Source organism: Peribacillus sp. RS7, assembly GCF_041956845.1.
Taxonomy (GTDB): Bacteria; Bacillota; Bacilli; order Bacillales; family DSM-1321; genus Peribacillus.
In genome coordinates this window covers 1,013,067-1,033,891 of sequence record NZ_CP168135.1, presented here as the reverse complement: position 1 = coordinate 1,033,891, position 20,825 = coordinate 1,013,067, and the positions used below count along the sequence as shown (strand labels likewise).

At 38.9% G+C, this 20,825-nt stretch carries 20 protein-coding genes; 14 read left to right on the top strand and 6 right to left on the bottom strand.

The window, feature by feature from the left end:
- Positions 1-88: 88 nt before the first annotated feature.
- The 4 genes from ACDZ29_RS05335 to ACDZ29_RS05320 all read left to right on the top strand — a co-directional run bounded on the left by ACDZ29_RS05335 (position 89) and on the right by ACDZ29_RS05320 (position 5,324).
- Entirely contained in the window at positions 89-985 is an 897-nt protein-coding gene (locus tag ACDZ29_RS05335; RefSeq protein ID WP_375090225.1) for a LysR family transcriptional regulator, read from the top strand.
- Positions 986-1,082: 97 nt separating this feature from the next.
- On the top strand, positions 1,083-1,976 hold the full coding sequence (locus ACDZ29_RS05330) for a LysR family transcriptional regulator (RefSeq protein WP_289326404.1): 894 nt from the start codon (positions 1,083-1,085) through the stop codon (positions 1,974-1,976).
- An 813-nt stretch (positions 1,977-2,789) separates the two neighbouring features.
- Positions 2,790-3,029 carry a hypothetical protein gene (locus tag ACDZ29_RS05325; RefSeq protein ID WP_289326403.1) on the top strand — a complete coding sequence of 80 codons (240 nt, stop codon included), beginning with the start codon at positions 2,790-2,792 and terminating at the stop codon, positions 3,027-3,029.
- 81 nt (positions 3,030-3,110) lie between these two features.
- Positions 3,111-5,324, top strand: a complete 2,214-nt coding sequence (locus ACDZ29_RS05320) for a transglycosylase domain-containing protein (RefSeq protein WP_375090224.1) — start codon at positions 3,111-3,113, stop codon at positions 5,322-5,324.
- A gap of 167 nt (positions 5,325-5,491) precedes the next feature.
- Here the strand turns inward: ACDZ29_RS05320 and ACDZ29_RS05315 are convergent, their stop codons facing one another.
- Positions 5,492-5,767 (bottom strand): hypothetical protein, encoded by a 276-nt coding sequence (locus ACDZ29_RS05315; RefSeq protein WP_375090223.1) that lies wholly within the window; start codon positions 5,765-5,767, stop codon positions 5,492-5,494.
- Between the two features lie 196 nt (positions 5,768-5,963).
- Between ACDZ29_RS05315 and ACDZ29_RS05310 the strand changes: the two genes are divergently transcribed.
- From ACDZ29_RS05310 to ACDZ29_RS05295, 4 genes are all read left to right on the top strand, one after another.
- Entirely contained in the window at positions 5,964-7,166 is a 1,203-nt protein-coding gene (locus ACDZ29_RS05310; RefSeq protein WP_375090222.1) for a M20 family metallopeptidase, read from the top strand.
- A gap of 71 nt (positions 7,167-7,237) precedes the next feature.
- Positions 7,238-8,668 (top strand): YfcC family protein, encoded by a 1,431-nt coding sequence (locus tag ACDZ29_RS05305; RefSeq protein ID WP_375090221.1) that lies wholly within the window; start codon positions 7,238-7,240, stop codon positions 8,666-8,668.
- A 217-nt stretch (positions 8,669-8,885) separates the two neighbouring features.
- A complete protein-coding gene (locus tag ACDZ29_RS05300) occupies positions 8,886-9,758 on the top strand; it encodes an RNA polymerase sigma-70 factor (RefSeq protein WP_375090219.1) in 873 nt (290 codons plus the stop codon).
- A 98-nt stretch (positions 9,759-9,856) separates the two neighbouring features.
- Entirely contained in the window at positions 9,857-10,318 is a 462-nt protein-coding gene (locus tag ACDZ29_RS05295) for a carboxymuconolactone decarboxylase family protein (RefSeq protein ID WP_289326398.1), read from the top strand.
- Between the two features lie 359 nt (positions 10,319-10,677).
- Here ACDZ29_RS05295 and ACDZ29_RS05290 read toward each other — a convergent pair whose 3' ends face one another.
- Positions 10,678-11,352 (bottom strand): response regulator transcription factor, encoded by a 675-nt coding sequence (locus ACDZ29_RS05290; protein WP_375090217.1) that lies wholly within the window; start codon positions 11,350-11,352, stop codon positions 10,678-10,680.
- Between the two features lie 525 nt (positions 11,353-11,877).
- Here ACDZ29_RS05290 and ACDZ29_RS05285 point away from each other — a divergent pair.
- The 6 genes from ACDZ29_RS05285 to ACDZ29_RS05260 all read left to right on the top strand — a co-directional run bounded on the left by ACDZ29_RS05285 (position 11,878) and on the right by ACDZ29_RS05260 (position 17,635).
- Positions 11,878-13,695 carry a LytS/YhcK type 5TM receptor domain-containing protein gene (locus tag ACDZ29_RS05285; protein ID WP_370016351.1) on the top strand — a complete coding sequence of 606 codons (1,818 nt, stop codon included), beginning with the start codon at positions 11,878-11,880 and terminating at the stop codon, positions 13,693-13,695.
- A complete protein-coding gene (locus ACDZ29_RS05280; RefSeq protein WP_375090215.1) occupies positions 13,667-14,413 on the top strand; it encodes a LytR/AlgR family response regulator transcription factor in 747 nt (248 codons plus the stop codon). The genes ACDZ29_RS05285 and ACDZ29_RS05280 overlap by 29 nt, the downstream gene beginning before the upstream one ends.
- A gap of 141 nt (positions 14,414-14,554) precedes the next feature.
- Complete coding sequence (cstA, locus tag ACDZ29_RS05275; RefSeq protein ID WP_375090213.1) at positions 14,555-16,348, top strand: carbon starvation protein CstA; 1,794 nt, start codon at positions 14,555-14,557, stop codon at positions 16,346-16,348.
- A 345-nt stretch (positions 16,349-16,693) separates the two neighbouring features.
- Positions 16,694-16,849 (top strand): DUF1540 domain-containing protein, encoded by a 156-nt coding sequence (locus tag ACDZ29_RS05270; RefSeq protein ID WP_065310844.1) that lies wholly within the window; start codon positions 16,694-16,696, stop codon positions 16,847-16,849.
- Between the two features lie 199 nt (positions 16,850-17,048).
- Complete coding sequence (locus ACDZ29_RS05265) at positions 17,049-17,198, top strand: hypothetical protein (protein WP_375090211.1); 150 nt, start codon at positions 17,049-17,051, stop codon at positions 17,196-17,198.
- Positions 17,199-17,500: 302 nt separating this feature from the next.
- On the top strand, positions 17,501-17,635 hold the full coding sequence (locus ACDZ29_RS05260) for a hypothetical protein (protein WP_375090210.1): 135 nt from the start codon (positions 17,501-17,503) through the stop codon (positions 17,633-17,635).
- 183 nt (positions 17,636-17,818) lie between these two features.
- Here ACDZ29_RS05260 and ACDZ29_RS05255 read toward each other — a convergent pair whose 3' ends face one another.
- The 4 genes from ACDZ29_RS05255 to ACDZ29_RS05240 form a co-directional block, all read right to left on the bottom strand.
- Positions 17,819-18,457: an O-methyltransferase gene (locus ACDZ29_RS05255; RefSeq protein WP_375090208.1), complete on the bottom strand. Its 639-nt coding sequence runs from the start codon at positions 18,455-18,457 to the stop codon at positions 17,819-17,821.
- On the bottom strand, positions 18,444-18,788 hold the full coding sequence (locus tag ACDZ29_RS05250; RefSeq protein ID WP_375090206.1) for a hypothetical protein: 345 nt from the start codon (positions 18,786-18,788) through the stop codon (positions 18,444-18,446). Before ACDZ29_RS05250 ends, ACDZ29_RS05255 begins: the two co-directional genes overlap by 14 nt.
- Before the next feature lie 169 nt (positions 18,789-18,957).
- Positions 18,958-19,401, bottom strand: coding sequence for a MarR family winged helix-turn-helix transcriptional regulator (locus ACDZ29_RS05245; protein WP_089363027.1), 444 nt, complete (start codon positions 19,399-19,401; stop codon positions 18,958-18,960).
- Positions 19,402-19,534: 133 nt separating this feature from the next.
- Entirely contained in the window at positions 19,535-20,626 is a 1,092-nt protein-coding gene (locus tag ACDZ29_RS05240; protein ID WP_375090205.1) for a low temperature requirement protein A, read from the bottom strand.
- Positions 20,627-20,825: the final 199 nt, after the last annotated feature.

Here is a 20,825-nt window from a genome sequence, read left to right as displayed (position 1 = left end):
CCTTATGATAAAGTCATTATCATGTAAAATGACTTAAAATGAATATAATCATCATTATTAATGATAGTTGAGAAAGGGGGTCACTTTTATGGAAATAAGGGATTTGCAAATATTCCAGTGCGTCGCTAAATATGGCAGCATAAGTAAGGCGGCTGTTGAGTTGAATTACGTCCAATCCAATGTAACGGCGAGGATTAAGCATTTAGAGCAGGAGTTACGGACGCCTTTATTCAATAGACATAAACGTGGTATGTCATTAACTGCAGAGGCTCGAAAAATGTTGGAGTATGTAAACAAAATTTTGCTTGATGTTGAAGAACTCAAGCAAGTATTCCTGGATAGTGAAACACCTACAGGGATATTGAACATAGGTACAGTTGAAACGGTCACCGATCTTCCCAAGATTCTAGCCTCTTATCATAAACAGTATCCAAATGTTGATTTATCCATAAAGGCGGGGTTAACAGAAGACCTAATTAAAGATGTCATTGAACATAGGTTGGATGGAGCTTTCGTTACAGGACCGATTAAACATCCGCTCATTCAGCCATATGATGTGTGTACAGAAAAACTTGTATTGGTTACAAGAAATGAAACATTTGACCTTGAAGAAATTATAACAGAACCATTTTTGGTATTCAGTCAGGGTTGTGGCTATCGCTCTAAACTGGAACAATGGCTGAAAGAAGAAGAAGTGATGCCCAAAAGGATCATGGAGTTCAATGTATTGGAAACGATCTTAACCAGCGTAACTCTCGGTCTTGGCATTACCCTCGTACCACAATCAGCGGTAAATCACCTTGCAGCCAATGAAAAAGTGCACGTGCATGCAATTCCGGAAGAGTACGGCAATATTTCGACTGTCTTCATTCACCGTAAAGATGCTTATATGACAAACTCCATGCAAAGCTTCTTGCAAACGATTGAAGTTCATCATGAAGACCGATTTAAGCAAAGTCCTGGAACCACTCCTGAGCTAGTATGAAGGAAGGGGAGCATCATATCTCTGTACATAGAATGATTGAGGATCGCTGAAACCGTTGATTATTAGGCTGCGAAACTATTAGGGGTGGCGAAAACTTATGGATGAGAAAGATTGTTTAATTTTGCAATATTTATACCAAGACCAGAATCTGACAAAAGCTGCGGAGCGGCTTTACATGACCCAGCCTGCATTAACGTACCGCGTAAGGCAAATTGAAAAGGAATTCCAAACTGAAATATTGTCCAAGAACGGAAAAAACATTAAAATGACACCAGCTGGAGAATATTTGGTAAGCTATGCAAAAAAAATGCTCATAGATTTACGTCAAACCAAAGAGTATTTATTGAATATGGGAAGTGAAACAAAGGGTAGTTTGAAGTTAGGGATAAGCAGCCATTTCGGTCTTTATAACCTGCCTTCCATTTTACAAGATTACATGGTCAATTGTCCTATGGTCCATTTAAATGTTGATACGGGCTTCAGTACGGAAATGATGGAATTGCTCATGCAAGGGGAGATCGATGTTGCGATTGTAAAAGGCGATTATGAATGGTTCGATGAAAAACATCTTCTTGCGGAAGAAAATATATGCATCATTTCAAAAGATGAGATACCTGTTGATAGCCTTCCGGGATTGCCGATGATTAATCGTAAAGAACCGAATGTTTTGCTGAAATATAGAAATATATCGCAAATTCCTTCTGAAATGAGTATCGATCATTGGTGGAATGAAAGGTTTACATCACCTCCTTTGATGATGATGCAAGTGGATAGCTATGAGACATGCAGAGAAATGGTAAAAAGAGGGCTTGGGTATGCCATTATTCCTCGTGTTTTTTTGCAAGAAAATGATGACTTGTTTTCCCATGATTTGATTTTAAAAAATGGTGAAGAACTAAAAAGAAGAACATGGATGCTATACCGGCAATCATCTTTACAATTAGCCAGTGTTTCCAAGTTTGTGAGTGAAATCAAAAAGCTATATTGCTAAACGGAGATAATGATTGTTCTTCTTTCAGACTGTGGGCAAACTCGAAGAAAAGCGAGTTTGCCTGCAGTTTTTTTATTAAAGGCTATGTTAAAGAGTGTTGTTGATCATCTTGATGAACTAACGGGGCATGTTAGTGCCATAAGACGGGTTGAAAAATCCAGCTCTCTTTTAAGTCGCTCTTGAGAAATATTATTCAGCTAAGAAAAGTAAAAAATAAAAATCCATCCCTGAAAAGCTTCAAGGATGGATTTCAGACAAACACCAAGATCCTTAGGGTGTCTCTTGGATAAATCTTATTATGGTCTATAGAAAGGTAAGTTATCCAGGTTATTACGTAAAACGAACATAATATATAGAATAAGAGAATGTGCTTATAAACGGGAACAAAATCCGGCTGCCATAATTGGTGGCTTTTTATTTGATTAAAGTGCAGATTTGGTCTTTATATAGAGGGGGGAATCGAGGTGCCCCCTTATTACTAAGGTTCCTTTCGAATTAATATAAATGGACTGTGTAATGGACTGAAAAAAAAGAAATTTTCTATACACGCTTTGACCTTTTTAGGCTGTATCTATGGTATTCATGAAATATTTATAGATGGTATACAAGGTATTTTTCAAAAATAGTAGGAATGCTATCCATCATTTTATCAACATGGGTATTTGCTTCATGAATAACGTCTTTGAAAGACAAAGCTGGTCGATAATTGCCTTCTTATTCAGTATATAAATTTTAAGACTATTCGCTTCAAATAAGTAGACGTGTTTCCCTACTTAAGACAATCAGAAGTGGTTCTCGAAAGGGGGATTTAATTTGAAGAACTTTATTGTTTGTTATACCTTGGAAAATGATATTAAACGAGAAAAAATAATAAAAGGGCCAGATGTAAAGAAGGAAGACGTTCTACAAGATGTATTAGATAAGATAGTACGAAGTAATTACTTTATTGCGAAAACCGACCAAGGAGAGTATAGGATAAATTCTTCCTTAATACGTTATATACAGGTTTTGCATGAAATGCATTGTATTAAATACCATACTGATCATCAATGACCAGTGAGTAAATAAAAGGTTATTTCTTTGCAAAGTTTTCTTCAATTTTGTTGAGTAACTTGAATATGGGAGAGAAGATTAATGTCAGAAACGTATCGTTCTCGTCAGGAACGAAAACAAGTGGAAAAAACAAAACAAGATCAAAAAAAAGGTAAAAACTCCCCTAAAAGAAGGTCTTTCTTGAAAAAAGTTTTACTTTGGTGCTTACTGTTAGGTGTTGTTTCAATTGGAATAGGGGCAGTTACGGTTACAGCAATGATTAAGGATGCACCTAAAATAGATGCTTCAAAACTAGTCGATCCGCTTTCTACCAAATTATACGATAAAAACGGGAATTTCCTTTACGAATATGGTAAAGAAAAGCGGACAAAAATTAAGTATTCTCAAGTTCCAAAAATGTTGGAACATGCTTTCATTGCCACGGAGGATGCACATTTTTATGAACACAATGGCATTGATATAAAAGGAACTGCGAGAGCAATCTTCAAGAACCTAAAAGGGGATTTCGGATCTCAAGGCGGAAGTACGATTACACAGCAGGTCATCAAAAACTCCTTTTTGTCCCCACAGAAAACAATAAAGCGAAAGGTACAGGAATGGAGTTTGGCATATCAGCTTGAGCAAAAGTATTCTAAACATGAAATCTTAATGATGTATTTAAATAAGATCTACCTTGGAGACGGGGCATATGGTGTAGCAGCTGCCGCCAAAAATTACTACGGAATCGATGCCGATCATCTAAATAAATTAACGCTTCCGCAGGCCGCTATGTTGGCGGGGCTCCCACAGAGTCCAAGTTATTACGATCCCACTGAACCCGAACATGTGAAAGCTGCAACAAATCGTCGAAATATTGTTTTAGAAGCCATGTATAAACAAGGGTATATTACGAAAAAGCAATTGGAGGATGCAAAGAAGGTTCCAGTTACATCAGGACTTGTTCCAAAAAAGAAACAACATGGAATGCCGTACGAGGCGTTTTTGGACGCTGTTGTAAAAGAAGTTGAAAGAAAGCTGAAAAATGTAGATATCAGTTCGGATGGATTATCTATTTATACGACGCTAGATCCAAAAGCTCAGACCTTTGCGGACAAAATAATGAACACCGATACGATTATTTCTTATCCAAATGACAATTTTCAAGGAGCCTTCGTATTTTTAGATACAAAAACAGGAGAAGTTCGAGCTATTGGAAGCGGTCGAAACCAATATAAAGCTTCCTTCCGAGGCAACAACTTTGCGGTTGATATTAAACGTCAACCAGGATCTACTTTCAAGCCAGTCTTTGATTATGGTCCGGCTATTGAAAATTCAAAATGGTCTACAGCACACCAAATTAATGATCATGAGATAACCTACTCAAATGGTCAATCTATTTCTAACTGGGATCATCAATATCACGGAATGTTGTCGATTAGAACAGCACTTCAATGGTCATACAATATTCCAGCACTCCTTACCCTTCAAGAAGTAGGGATGGATAAAGCACAAAACTTTGCAGAAAATCTGGGTATTACTTTTAATAATAATAAGGTGTACGAATCATATGCGATTGGAAGTAATACGGTTAATCCATTAGAGCTGGCAGGGGCATATAGTGCTTTTGGAAATAACGGTGAATACAATACACCACATTTTGTTCGTAAAGTTGTCTATCCTGATGGCAGAGTTGTTAATTTAACTCCAAAGCCAAAACGTGTTATGCATGACTACACAGCTTATTTGGTGACGGATATGTTACGGACAGTCGTAAAATCTGGTACAGGAAAAACAGCAGATGTCCTTGGACTAGATGTGGCTGGAAAAACTGGCACAACCAATTTTGACAGTAAAACCAGAGCACAATATGGATATCCATCCGGTTCGGTAAATGATAGTTGGTTCGCTGGTTATACACCGCAATACACTATGGCGGTTTGGACTGGATATACTAAAAATGGTCCGGGTAATTATATGGATGGAAATATAACTAAAATCTCGCACCAAATGTTTAAGGTCATGCTGGAAGCGTTTGGAACAGACCGGAGTAGCTTCCAACAGCCTAGTGATGTATACCAGGTGAATAATGAACTGTTCATTAAAGGTGCAAATCCTGAAGAAGCTCCACCAGTTACAAAAAATAATAAAGATAAACCATTTGATATTGATGGAAATAAAGAGGATAAACAACATAAACAAGAGGAAGAGAAATATAAACAAAAGGAAGAGGAAAAGAAACACAAACAAAAGGAAGAGAAGCATAAACAAAAAGAAGAGAAGCATAAACAACAAGAGGAAAAGAAACACAATCAATAAAGATTTTTAGGATGGGATCGCATTGGTTCCATCCTTTTTTTTGATACACGTAAGAGAATGTGAAGGTTTCTTCTTAAACTATAGGGTGCGTTAGTTCCATAGGATGCACTAAAGAAGATCACTTATTAGGTGGTCTCTTTTATTTGTTCAAAAATCAACATTAATCTTTAGCAAAGCCTTATTAAAAAAACGTTCCAGTTGATTTCAGAAATCCGCTCCCTTTCCGCCGACTGTCTGCCAAGCCGCATCAAAGCAAGCGCCTGTGGGGTATCGGCTAGCCAGCTATTCGGCAGGAGTGTCGCAGATTTCTTCAAACTAGTGAGGGTTCCATCCATATAAAACAGTAAAAAATCATGGATTATAACCAATTCTTGTTTTGAAATTATGGTAATCCCCAAGTATTGATTCCGTAATTCGCTCCTTGCTGATTCAAGATGAGACACAATCCGAACCCTCCTTTTGCGTTCATTGTTAACAGAAAGTTCAATTAATTTTTAAATATTCATGGTTGTTACTATTTAAACTATAAAAGAATTTTTTAGTATCATAAAAAAACCTTAATTTTACTTATCATTAAAGTGAACGTAATATTTAAAAATAAACATTTAATTTTCTGAATATTTTGGAGGTTGTATATTTATGTCAATGAATGTTGTGGAAGGAAAGAAATCTATTCAAGTGGCTGTTGATGCCCGTGATGCTGAATTACGTGAGCTAGCATTAAACATTCATGCTCATCCAGAACTTAGTTTCCAAGAGTACCAGGCAATGAAATGGTTGATAGAGCCTTTAGAGACGGCGGGCTTCTCGGTTGAAAAAGGGGTTGCTAATTTAGAAACTTCATTCAGGGCAACATGGGAGGGGCACCCCGGCGGTCCGACGATTGCCATTTTAGCTGAATATGATGCACTGGCAGGACTTGGCCATGGATGTGGCCATAATATTATTGGAACATCAGCAATTGGAGCAGCATTAGCATTGAAAGATGCTCACCCTGACCTTCCGGGGAAAATCGTCGTATTAGGGACGCCTGCGGAAGAGGAAGGCGGAGGGAAAATTTTAATGGTAGAGGATGGCATTTTCGATGATGTGGATGTAGCCATGATGTGTCATCCGCAAAAACAGACAATGGTATTGCGTGGGGGTCTGGCATGTGTGGATGCATCTTTTAAGTTTTATGGAAAAGCCTCTCATGCGTCTTCTGCTCCGGAAAAAGGAATTAGTGCTCTTGATGCAGTCATTAATACTTTTGTTGCCATCAATTCCTTACGTCAATTTTTAAAAGATGATGTGAGAATCCATGGGATCATTACAAAGGGCGGGGATGCAACAAATGTAGTTCCTGCCTATTGCCAGGCTGAGTTTTTACTGAGAGCAAGCACTGTGGAAGAGTTAAATGTTGTTCGTGAGAAAGTATATGCTGCAGCTCGTCATGCTACAGAAGCTGTCAGTGCCAGAATCGAGATAACCGAAGGGCTGATATATGCTGAACGAAATAATAATAAAGCGCTAGCCGCCTTATTTAAAGACAACCTGGAGTTGTTAGGGGAGGTAGTATGTGACCCGCCTGCAAAAGGGGGAATCGGTTCATCGGATATTGGTAATGTTGGACAAGTAACTGCAACGATTCATCCGTATATCAAAATAACGGATGACGCAATAACCCATACTCCGGAGTTTGTACAAGCAGCAGCATCGGAGAGCGGGATGATCGGATTGAATAAAGCGGCAAAGGCATTAGCGATGACGGCATACGAAGTATGTATGAACCCTCAATATATTCAAGGAATTCGGGGAGAATTCGAAGCATGGAAAGCTACTAAATCATGTAATGGAAGATAAAGAAAGCTTCCATTTTGCGGGGTGGATCCAGGAAATACAGGTGGAAATAATGTTGAAGGTGGTACGGGAAAATGAGTAAAGTGAGCGTCGGAAAAATAAAGAGTGAACCCCCATTCAAAAAAAGCAAAATAAAAATGCCACACACATTTGTAATTATTATTTGTATGATCCTGATTGCAGCTGCATTAAGTTATTTAGTACCCGCAGGTGAGTTTGACAGAGTGGAAGATAAAAAAACAGGCAATACGGTAGTAGTGGAAAACTCTTACCATTCTGTAGAGAACAACCCCATTGGTATATTCGAAGTCCCTTTAGCGATCGTTCATGGCCTTATTGATGCAAGTGATACGGTTTTCTTTATTTTCATTGTCGGTGGAGTATTTCAAATCATTAATTCCACAGGTACGATTGAAGCCGTGGCTGCGAGGGTTGGAAAGACTTTCATGAACCAAGGAATCGTCATTATTCCTATTTTTTTAACTCTATTTTCAATTGGGGGATTCACGATTGGAATGTCAGCTGAAGTGATGGCATTTGTGCCAATTGGCATCGCCGTTGCAAGGTCATTAGGCTATGATGCCATGACTGGAACAGCGATGGTGACGCTTGGCGCAGCGGTCGGATTTACAGCTGGACTCCTTAATCCTTTCAATGTAGGAATCGCTCAAGCCATTGCTGAAATTCCGATGTTTTCCGGAATGTGGTTACGGGGAATCATCTTGGTGGTTTTACTAATTGTCACGAGTTTTTATATCATTAAATATGCAAAAAAAGTGCAAAAAAATCCACAAGCCGGTATTGTATATGACTTAGAAAAAGAAGAAAAGCATGAGAATTTGGATATATCCACTTTATCCTCCATGAAGCTCAATCATTACTTAACGATATTTGCCGTGTTGATAGGATTTAGCTTCTTAATTTGGGGTGTTTCCAAAAAAGGCTGGTGGATGGAAGAATTAGCTGCATTTTTCTTAACATTAGGTGTGATTGTTGGCTTTATATCTAAATATGGGCCGAGCAAAATTGCCAGTGAGTTTGTTCAGGGGGCAAGGGATATTACTTTCGGGGCCTTTATTGTTGGTCTGGCAAAAGGTGTAGTCGTAGTGTTGGAGCAAGGGCATGTCATCGATTCAGTTGTAAACGGACTTGCATCAACAGTAGGCCATTTGCCAAGTTCGATCCAAGTTCTTGGCATGTATATATTTCAGACAATCATGAATGTGTTCATTACTTCAGGAACGGGTATGGCAGCAACGACCATGCCGATTTTAACACCGCTTTCCGACCTGATCGGTGTTACGAGACAAACGACCATCCTTACTTATCAGTTAGGAGATGGTCTTTCAAACTGTATTCTCCCTACCTCTGCCATGCTTATGGGAAGTTTAGCAGTCTCTAAAATTAAATATCAAGAATGGGTAAAATTCTTCTGGCCTTTGTTATTGATATGGATTGTAATAGGTGCTGTATTTATTTTAATAGCAGATTTCATTCGATATTAAATATGGTAAGTGGTGAATTCGGTTATATATGCCTGGATATACTGAACAAGAACGAATCGAGCAGCTCTTTGGCTGCTCTTTTTTATGTTGTTTGAATTAAACTATATCAATTTTAGAATGAATGCTTTATACCAGGTGAAGAAGGATAAATGATTGATTTAGAGAATAATTATGGAAAGGGTCATACGTTCTCGAAAATGAATTTGATAGAAAATAGGTGAAGAAAGTGGAGTTGGATACATTATATAAGACATATCAACCTTTTCTTTTTTCCATCGCATACCGGATGCTTGGATCGATTACCGACGCAGAAGATATCGTTCATGATTTGTTCCTGCAGCTTAAGCTTGATACCGACCAAATTAAGGACATGAAAGCATATCTTGCGAAAATGACGACAAATCGCTGTCTAAACTTTTTAAAATCAGCCCGTAAGAGAAGAGAGGTTTACACAGGACCTTGGCTGCCTGAACCTCGGGTAAACGAAACAGAGCAGTTAGATAAGGTTGTAACAGATGAAACGGTTGCTTATGCCTTCCTCGTTTTGCTGGAACAGCTGTCACCTGTTGAAAGAGCGGTGTTCGTGCTTAGAGAAGCATTCGCTTACAGCTATGAGGATATTGCCGAGATGCTGGAAAAGAATGAAGTGAACTGCAGAAAGATCTACAGCCGGGCTAAGCGGAAATTAAAGAATGATATGCCAGTCCTTACGGAGGATACAAAACATGTCGATCTTTTGGCAAAAACATTCATAAAAGCATCAATGACAGGGAACTTTGAGGAGTTTTTGGATATCCTTACAGAAGATGTCGTTCTTGTCACTGATGGCGGAGGAAAAGTGCTTTCTGCTTTAAATCCAATTGTAAACAAACAGCGCGTATCCTCCTTTCTTAAAGGAGTTTCTGCTAAAGGAGGTTTCATAGGAGAGCTTCTTCCGGTGATGGTCAATGGTCAGGAAGGAATTTTGCAAATGAAAGACGGGCAGCCTATCAAAGTCATCTGCTTTGAATTAGATCCAAAACAAGAAAATATCCGGAAAATCTTCATTGTTTCAAATCCGGATAAATTAACTCATATTCCTGTTCCTTAATAGGATGGACTGAGGGCTCTCTTTTTGGTATGTCACAAATCAATCCTCTATTTTGTCTTATAAGTGAAACCTAAAAAGATTTAATGGAGGAGATAGACATGGAACAACGCATTAACTACATGAAAACAAATCGGGAAGTAGTCAAATTGATGATGGAACTCGAGGAGTACAAGAAAACAACGGAAATCGATAGCAAGTTAATCGAATTGATTAAAATTCGTGCGTCTCAAATCAACGGCTGTGCGTACTGCTTGGATATGCACACAAAGGATGCCCGGGCAATGGGTGAAACGGAACAAAGAATTTACTGTTTGAGTGCTTGGCGTGAATCGCCGTTCTATCTTGAGTCTGAAAGGGCAGCGCTGGAATTGACGGAAGCGGTCACGGCCATTTCTGCAAATGGTGTCCCTGATGATCTGTATGAGCGGGTCCGCCTTCACTTTGATGAAAAACAATATATCGATCTCGTTACCATAATCATCACGATCAACGGCTGGAACCGATTGGCCATTTCAGCCAGAAGCATACCCGGACACTATAAGCCTGTAATGGAAAAATGATTTTGAACAAAAAAACCCCTTGCATTGATGCGAGGGGTTTTTATTTAGCTTTTTAGCGGAAAGGTAATCCTCAGTTTTTTTAATAAACCTCTGTATAGTCAAATTTGAACTATCAAGCAGATTAATGATTTCAACCATCTAATATAAACTTATAGTGAAATCTCATCATTTATTTTTCTTTTTTTGAATTTGAGCGATTAAGATAAGTACCATACCTAAAATAAACAACGAGATAAATATATTGAAAGATTTTACATAGCCTACTGGGAACAGTGCAGCACCAATTAATGATGTTATCCCTAGTGTATAAAAAATCCTGACTCCACTAATCTTAATTCCTCCTACTAAAAATAGCGGTTTTAAATCTTTATTTGATTAAGAATGTCATACAATTTATTTTCATAGTACAAGCTGATTAATTGTGATCTGGAGGTTATCTCTAATTCTTCAAACATTTTATTTACATAGTTACGAACTGTAGAAACACTTATATGCAGATTATCAGCTATTTCTTTATCTTTGAGACCTTGAGTTATATTCTTTATTATTCGCAATTCAACTTTATGTTGTTGCTCCCTGGTAATTAAAGATGATGTATCTGTTTTTATTATATCTTCAATTAATAATTTCTCACGATGCACATGTAACTCGTAGGAGATTTGATTAGCTAGCAATTCAGAAATCATTTTGAAATTTTCACTATCATCCGTTGTAATTATACCTACATATCCTTGCAATTCCTTATTTTTAATTTCATGGATGGGGGAAGATATGACACTAAAATCCTTCCCGTAGATTTGGTTTTTAGTTCTTACAGTAGTATTTTGCAATGTACTTAAAACAAATGCATTATTTTCAACAGATTCTTTTATAACCACTTTACATATATCTTCATTTTCAAAATTACTCTTAGAGTATAAAACATTTAGCTCTTTATCAAAGATAAATATAGAAGTTTCAAAATTAAATTTGAAATTCTTAATACTATTCAATACTTTTTTACTGATATAAATGATTTGATTTTTCAATTCCATATTCATACCTCATAGTTATAAAAGATAATATTTTTGGCATTTAAAAAGGGTGCGAAGGCACTGCATCTTTAACCCTTCAGGTTACCTTTTTTCATGAAATAACCTATTTATTCTCCTCGTTTAACAATAAACTATTTTTCAGTGTGATGGATTCCAAAAATGACGAATGCAAATTCAGAAATGATACCCGGGGGTGCAGATGTGGACTTTTCCGATAATTAACCTTTTTGACGAACCTACAAAGGTAATTTCGAAAGCGATAGAAAGGACATGTTTTGAAAAAAGATTAATCAAAACATGCCCTTTTTGTATTTAATAGAATTGCCCTAAAGCTTCTGTCCCACTAGATTTATTCTGCTCTAACTACTATTTTAGCTTTTTCTCCCGATATATTGATGAGAGGTATCTGAAGGCGTATGTCCCGAATGTGACATGTTTGTTTCCATGTTATTGTTTAGCGCCCCTAGGATTATCAGTGTTAATCGTAAAAACAAAATTCGACAAAGATTTCATGGCTGTTGTAAGATGAATGAAAAAGCCAGAAATGGGGTGAGTGAGTTGGTTCATTTATTACCGTCGCTGTTTGAAAAAGTGGGGATCATCGTGATTGCTGCATTCCTGCTTTCTTATATGAAACCCTTTCGGCAAATGATAGGCCATGAACATGAAATGTCGAAGAAAATCATGTTTATCGCACTTTTTGGAACTTTCGGCATCATAAGTAACTATACAGGAATTGAAATCGGGAATCATGCCATACCAGAGGGTGCTTGGCATACTGAGATAGCTCCGGATAATGCGATTGCCAACACAAGGATCATGGGTGTGGCAATCGGCGGTTTGCTGGGGGGACCATTTGTCGGTTTGGGCGTGGGTTTGATTGCGGGGCTTCACCGTTATTCTCTCGGGGGGTTTACAGCGGTGGCCTGTGCGATCGCAGCGATTTTGGCTGGAGTCTTATCGGGGTTTTTGGGAAAAAGGCGCCGAAAGCATGGGACGATCACCCCTTGGTTTGCCCTCCCTATTTGCATGGCCTTGGAAGCGATCCAAATGGGGATCATACTAGTGACGGCCAAACCATTTGAAAGGGCGTGGGAGCTCGTACAAGTAATCGGTCTCCCGATGATCATCATCAACGGGTTCGGCACTTTACTATTCATGCTCATCATTCAATCGATCACGAGGGAAGAAGCACGGACGCGGGCCGTGCAAACGAACCTTGCGTTCCTGATTGCGGATCAGACATTGCCCTATTTCCGGCAAGGGTTGAATCAATCTTCCTGTAAGAGAATTGCCCAAATCATCTTGGGGCTGACTGAAGCCGATGCCGTGGCCATTACCAATGAACATAGTGTACTTGCCCATGTGGGTGCTGCGTCCGATCACCATGTCCCGAAAGTGGGAATAGCGACAGGCTTAACGAAAAAGGCCCTTGAACAAGGCAAAATCATCGTGGCCAAAACAAAAAAGGACATTTATTGTTTTCATGATCAATGCCCATTGCAGGCGGCCGTAGTCCTGCCGTTGCAGGTACAACAGAAAACGGTGGGGACTTTGAAGATGTATTTCAAGCATCCGGATAAATTAAGCCAAGTGGAGCAAGAGCTAGCGGAAGGATTGGCGAAACTATTTTCCACTCAATTGGAGCTCGCTAAAGCGGAAATGCAAACGAAATTATTGAAAGATGCTGAAATTAAGGCCTTGCAGGCACAGGTCCATCCTCATTTTTTATTTAATGCAATCAATACGATATCCGTTTTATGCCGGATGGATGTCGAGAAGGCAAGAAATTTATTGTCGGAGCTCAGTGCCTTCTTTCGCTCAAATTTACAAGGGGCCCGTCAAATCCTGGTACCGCTTGAAAAGGAATTAGAGCATATCAACGCTTATTTATCACTGGAGCAGGCCCGTTTTCCAGATAAATATCATATCGATTATCGCATTGAGCCAAGGCTTAAGGAAGTCCTCATTCCTCCATTCACGTTACAGCCACTTGTTGAAAATGCGGTACACCATGCATTTCCACATGTGAAAAACAAAGGTGAAATCATCATACAGGCTTTTTTTAAAGACGATAAGATGCAGATTGTTGTGGCAGATAACGGGAAAGGGATTTCAAGCGGGAGATTAGATGAATTGGGTAAGCATGCTGTAGAATCGACTAAAGGTACAGGAACGGCGCTTCATAATATCAGTGAACGGCTGGATGGGATCTATAATGGTCAGGCCAGTCTCTCGATAGAAAGCGAAACGGGGCACGGAACACAAGTGAAAATATCAATACCACTCAACGAAAAAGGAGCATATGTCAACGATGATGAAAGCATTTATCGTAGAGGATGAACCACTGGCAAGAGATGAATTGAAATATTTACTGAAGAGAAGCAGGCAAGTAGACGTTGTGGGTGAGGCCGAAGGGATAGAAGATGCCATGAGGGATATTTCCCACCTTAAACCTGATCTTGTCTTTTTGGATATTGAGCTAGCAGAGGGGAATGGTCTCCAATTGGCTAAGCAATTAGCTGAACTTGACCCTGCACCTTCGCTCATTTTTGCGACCGCTTATGATGAGTTTGCCCTCCAAGCCTTCGAATTATATGCGTTTGATTATCTATTAAAGCCCTATAATGAAAATAGGATTCGTCAAACATTGGATAAGCTAATGAAGCAGCGTAAAAACAGGGAAGATGGACCCAGAACAGCACCTCCAGCCAGTCGGACGGCGGTGGAACAGACAGGTAAATTGGCTGTAGAGATAGATGATCGGATTGTTTTGATCGACCGGGACACTATTTTATTCATAGGACTCATAGAAGGAAAGACGATCATTAAAACCGAGGAAAATGAATATAAAATCGGTGACCCTCTCATCGTGCTTGAAAGGAAGCTGGACAATCGCTCATTTTTACGGGTTCATCGCGGTTTTATCGTGAATGTCATCCATATATCTGAAATACAGCCTTGGTTCAATTCTACTTATAACCTCATTATGAGTGACGGATCAAACATTCCGGTAAGCCGCACGTATGTGAAGGAGCTAAAGCAGCTAATCGGTTTTTAAAAATTTTCACAATTCTGCATTTTATCTTCTATATAATGCAGCCCATCCCTCATTATCTGCATTATAACTTGAAAACCCATTGAATCCGCTTTCATCGTGATATCATCAGTTTACGATGTAAGTAATAGAGGGGGTTCAAATATGAATGCGGTTCCAATCGTCATAGGCTCCATTTGTATATTAATGATTGCCTACCGTTTATACGGGACATTCATAGCACTTAAAGTATTAAAACTAGATGATTCCAAGCCGACTCCTGCCCATAAATTAGAGGATGGAAAAGATTATGTTCCAACAAATAAATGGGTGGCATTCGGCCACCATTTTGCAGCCATTGCAGCGGCTGGTCCATTGGTGGGCCCGATCCTTGCTGCACAATTCGGGTATTTACCAAGTTTATTATGGCTTTTAATCGGGGCTGTAATCGGGGGAGCCGTCCATGATGCCGTCGTGCTTTTCGCGTCAATGCGTAAAGACGGAAAATCCCTATCGGAAGTTGCGAAAGAAGAACTTGGACCTGTAGCAGGCTTCTGTACAGGACTTGCCATGCTTTTTATTATTACCATTACGATGGCAGGACTTTCAATGGTCGTTCTGCATGCTTTGGAAAATAATCCATGGGGGACATTTGCTGTCGGGATCACCATTCCCATCGCCATGGGTGTTGGGCTTTACCATAAAAAAACTGGCAATCTGAAAGGTGCGACCATCGTCGGGTTCACGCTCATCATGGCCGGAATTTTACTTGGGCCGAACATTCAAGGAACGGCATTTGGTGAATTATTGACACTGGAAGCGAGCACACTTGCCATCATTTTGCCAATCTATGCTTTCTTCGCTGCCGCATTGCCTGTTTGGCTGCTGCTGGCACCTCGTGATTACTTGAGTACATTTATGAAAATCGGCGTATTTGCCGCATTGATTATCGGCGTTTTCGTGGTGAATCCAGAAATCCAATTTCCTGCGTTTACCGAATTCATTAATGGCGGGGGCCCAATTGTAGCCGGACCTGTCTGGCCATTCATTTCAATAACCATCGCCTGTGGAGCGATTTCAGGATTCCATGCATTTGTTGGATCAGGCACAACTCCAAAAATGTTAAACCGATGGAGTGATATCAAATCCGTTGGTTTCGGAGCGATGCTTGTAGAATGTGTCGTTGCCATCATGGCCCTGATTGCTGCGGTTTCGCTACAGCCAGGAGATTATTTTGCCATTAACTCCACACCTGAAGTATTTCAAACATTAGGCATGGAAACCGTACACCTTAACGAACTCAGTGAAGAAATCGGCATGAATCTAGAAGGACGGACAGGCGGGGCAGTTACACTTGCTGTCGGCATGACCTATATTTTTACCGAAATACCCTTCTTTGACAAACTGGCTTCGTTTTTCTTCCAATTCGTCATCATGTTCGAAGCGGTGTTCATATTAACCGCAATCGATTCGGGGACACGTGTTGCCCGTTACTTAATCCAGGATTTCTTTGGGGAGTTCTATAAACCATTAAAAAGAGTCGACTGGTTGCCAGGTAACATCTTCGCCAGCGCGTTAGCCTGCTTTATATGGGGATATCTTCTATACTCTGGGGACATTGGTTCGATCTGGGCACTCTTCGGTGTATCCAACCAGCTCATGGCTTCGATTGGGCTCATCATCGGTGCGACCGTCGTTTTGAAAATTGCAGACAAACGCTGGTATATCTGGACATGCCTCGTACCCCTAGCCTACTTATATGTAACGGTTAATGTAGCTGGGTACTGGATGGTGAAAAATGTATACCTGAATCCGGACTCTGCAGGATTCAGCATCTTGAACGGAGTATTATCGATCATCATGCTATGCCTAGGCTTGGTCATTCTCATTGCAGCCTTGAAAAAATGGCGGGAGCTTTGGAAAATCCCACAAGCAGAACTACTGAAAAGATCAGCATGATCATAAAAAGATCCGGGCAGAAGCTGCCCGGATCTTTTTGTCCTTAGATTCCACACGAGAATGAAATTCTTTCATCGAAAAGCGTTTTACAGGTGAATTTGGTGGTTTTACTCGTGAGTTAGAGCAATTTACTCGGTGAAATTGAGCAATTTACTCGTGAGATTGAGCGATTTACTCATGAATTTGATCGATTTACTCGTGAGATTGAGCGATTTACTCGTGAGTTAGAGCGCTCTATTACACGAGGTTGGCGGTTTTCTTAAAATGAAGGAACCTGAACCTAAAAAAGGAAAGTATCAATAACCCCAATTTTGTTAATGATAGCAAATGAGGAGGTGTGATACGATGGCAAAAGATGTTCTATGTGAAGTGAATAATTGTAAATATTGGGATTCTGGAAACAAATGCAGTGCAGATGCTATTTATGTTGTCAGTCATAAAGGGAACCAAGCATCAAATAGCAAAGAAACGGATTGCAAAACATTTGATCCAGAAATTTAAATCATCGGGGGTAACCATCAAACTGGTTACCCTTCTTTCATATTTATTATTGATAATAAAAATCATTTTCATTCAAGATTATAGAAATTCATTTTATTTTTCTTCATGAAAAGGAAATTTGGCGATATATACGTAAGTTTGATTGATAAAATTGTGAGTTTGTGCGATATATACGAGAGTTTGGACGATAAATTCGAGTTTGATCGATAAATACGAGAGATTGATCGATAAAATCGAGAGTTTGATCGATATCCTCGTGAATTTAGCAGCTTTACTCGTGAAATTGAGCACTTTACTCGTGAATTTAGCAGTTTTACTCGTGAGTTTGAGTACTTTACTCGTGAATTAAGCTGTTTACTCGTGAGTTAGAGCACTTTACTCGTGAATTTAGCACTTTGCTCGTGAGTTAGAGCACTTTACTCGTGAATTAAGCAGTTTTACTCGTGAGTTAGAGCACTTTACTCGTGAATTTAGCACTTTGCTCGTGAGTTAGAGCACTTTACTCGTGAATTAAGCAGTTTTACTCGTGAGTTTGGCTGTTTTACTCGTGAATTAAGCAGTTTTACTCGTGAGTTTGGCTGTTTTACTCGTGAATTTAGCAGTATTACTCCTGAATTAAGCTGTTTACTCATGAGTTAGAGCACTTTACTCGTGAATTTAGCAGTTTTACTTGTGAGTTTGGCTGTTTTACTCGTGAATTTAGCAGTATTACTCGTGAGTTTGGCTGTTTTACTCGTGAGTTTGGCTGTTTTACTCGTGAATTTAGCAGTATTACTCGTGAATTAAGCAGTATTACTCGTGAATTAAGCTGTTTACTCGTGAGTTAGAGCACTTTACTCGTGAATTTAGCAGTTTTACTCGTGAGTTTAGCTGTTTTACTCGTGAATTTAGCAGTATTACTCGTGAATTTTGTTTTTTGACTTATATGTCTTCATGCACGTACTTTTAATCAAACTTCATTCCAATTCTTTATTTCTTTACTTTTGAAATGGTCAGTCCATCACCGATCGGGATGAGCAGGGATTCCAATTGAGGATGATTGGCCACAGTTTCATTGAATGCCTTCATGAATGCAGTATAATGTTTAGGTTTAGCATCCTGGTCTGCGACACTGCCTCCCGCAAGTACGTTATCCATGACGATTAAAGCACCCGGTTCCGCCAGACTAATGCAATATTGCAGGTAATTTTCATAATTGTCTTTGTCAGCATCTATAAAGAAAAAATCGAATTTCTTGTTATCACGAACCAGTTTTTCCAGGCTTAGCAGAGCTGCTCCGGTCATATATGATACTTGATTGCCAAAGCCCACTTTGGATAGATTGCCATAAGCTAACTTTGCGTACTCCTCCTTTAATTCAAGGGAGGTTAATTTTCCTTCGCTGCCGAATCCCCGGGCAAGGCAAATCCCGCTATATCCCCCTAGAGCGCCTATTTCCAAAATGTTTTTAGCCCCTGAAATGGATACAAGCATGGTAAGTAGTTTTCCAGATGAGGGAGATACCGATATGGACGGCATTCCGTTTTCTTGTATGGACGTAATGACTTCTTCCAAAAGGGCATCTTGGGTATAAAACACTGAATCGATATAACTGTTAATTTGTTTCATTGCTTTCCATTCCTTTCTCACTATTATTGGAAGTTTCCTTTTCTTCACTTTTCTTATCGGCTGCTTCACTTTCTTGTATTTCAAATAATTGAATGAATTCGTTGATTAACATATCAATGGCTTTTAATTCACCGACTAAGATTTGATTAATGGATTGAAACTCTGGTTTATCTAACTGTTCCTTAATGGTTGAACGTTTAAGGTTCATCATTTCCAAAAAAGCAATTGCCCGCCCTCGGCGAAAGGTTTTTGGACCATGGCCTTTGCCACTGTGATGCTCCCCACGGTGATGTCCCTCTTTCTTGAAATCCTTGAATTTTTCATTTCTCATGTTAAATCCTCTTTCTGTGTATACGATTGTATACACATTGTGTCTTGGTTTAAATGTATACAAATGTATACAAAATGTCAACGCATACAAATAGAAAAAAACATCTGCTCAAAGTACAAATTCGATTATCAATAGAAAAACAGATCACCATTAAACAGGTGATCTGTTTTTATTTTTGAACTTTACTAAGTAGATCTAAAAGCTGTTGTTTTTCCGTCTCATTCAAGTTGGCAAACTGTGATGCCTGAAAATGCTCTTGTTTTGGAACAACTTCATGAAAAAACTCTTTTCCTTCCTCAGTCAATGAAAGGTATTTTGTTTTCCATTCCTGTTCCCGTTTAATCAATCCCAACTCTTCCATTTTCCTTAATAGTTGAGTGATATTGCCTTTTGTCACAAAAAGCTTGTTTGCAAGTTCTTGCTGAGATAATCGTTCATGGGAACCAACTTGAACCAAGATATCGAATTGGGCTGCCGATAGATTCCATTTTTTTAAATGTTGATTGGATTCCCGGATACTCTGGTTATATATTCGTGTTATTCGGAACCATAACATTAAACCCAGTCGTTCCTCATTATTAGATGTGGAGGGATTCGTTGTGTTTTCTTTCATGAATGTCACCTCATTCTTCTTTTGTCACAATCAGTTTATGAATAAACTAATTCGAAGTCAAATACAAAAACTTCCAATTTTCATACAAAGAAACCAGTATTATCGTTTGATACTGGTTTCTTTGATTCCTTTATTATGTGGTCGTCAGTTTAGCAAAGATGATAAAAAACAGTGTTAATTCGCCTATTATCACAATATTCGGTACCACGACAATCAAATTAAAAATAAAAAAGACCGCTAAAATCCCTAAAAATAACCCTAAATGATATATTTGCAACCGCTGGTGCTTATGTCTATATTGGTGGAAAACAAAAGTGGTTGAAATGAAATAGAGCAATACGGAACCAAAAACAAAATAGAGGATAAATGAAAAATGGACTTCATGTAAAAACAATAATCTGATGGCTGCTGCAATCATGCTTATAGACATTAAAATAAACAGATGACCGTAAATGATGATTTGGCCGGAAGATTGTACAGACTTGTCGATTTTCTTCTCCATGTTATCGAAATATTGCCACCACATAGCTATTATCAAGGCAAATGAAATGATGGAAAAGGCTATCGAGTCCCAATTTCCTTGTTTAGGTTGAATTACCGCAAGAGTGCTGATAAGCGCTTCCCCAAAGAGAATGATGGTAAATAGACCAAAGCGCTCTAACAAGTGGGCCGTATTTGTAGGAACCTTTTCTAAGCATTTTCTTCCAAGGATTGGGACAATGATATCGATCAGGATGCCCAAATACAACACAGCATATCGAAGCCAAGAATCAAAAAGGACGGAGAATAATGAAATGACGATTCCAATCCAAAAATACCTTCCCAAAAAGAGTGCCGCTTTTTTTCGAAATCCCTCTTCTATACGCTGTACAACAAGATATTGGATAGCAGTCACGGCTCTTAAGCCAATATAACCAATTAAAAAAGAAAGGTAATAAGGATCAAAATCAGCTGATAAGCTTGATGTCATAATTAGGACAAAAAACATTTGCAGTATCAAAAATAGCCGTTGATGAAATAAATCCTTTCCAAACCGGTTAATAAAGATGGTTTGCCCTACCCAAGCCCACCAGATAGGAATAAAAATCAACACGAACTTCAATAAATACTCCGGATGGATATATCCATCTTCAACATGAAGTAAAACATGAGTTGCGCCCGCAACGGCCGCCACAAATAACAAATCATAAAAGAGCTCTAACCATGTGACTTTCTTTTCATCCATTTCTGCACTCCTCCCAATACCCTTCTAGTTTATAGTATGTTGGAAATATTCAGAAAATGGAAGTGGAATCAATATAAGGAAGTTCTTTTTACCCAGCAATCATGTTATGCCATATTTAGATCACAAGCTTAATTAGGAATAACGCCACTTTTTTATAGTTGGTAGATTATGGTACTATAGGAGATGATTTCAAACAGGG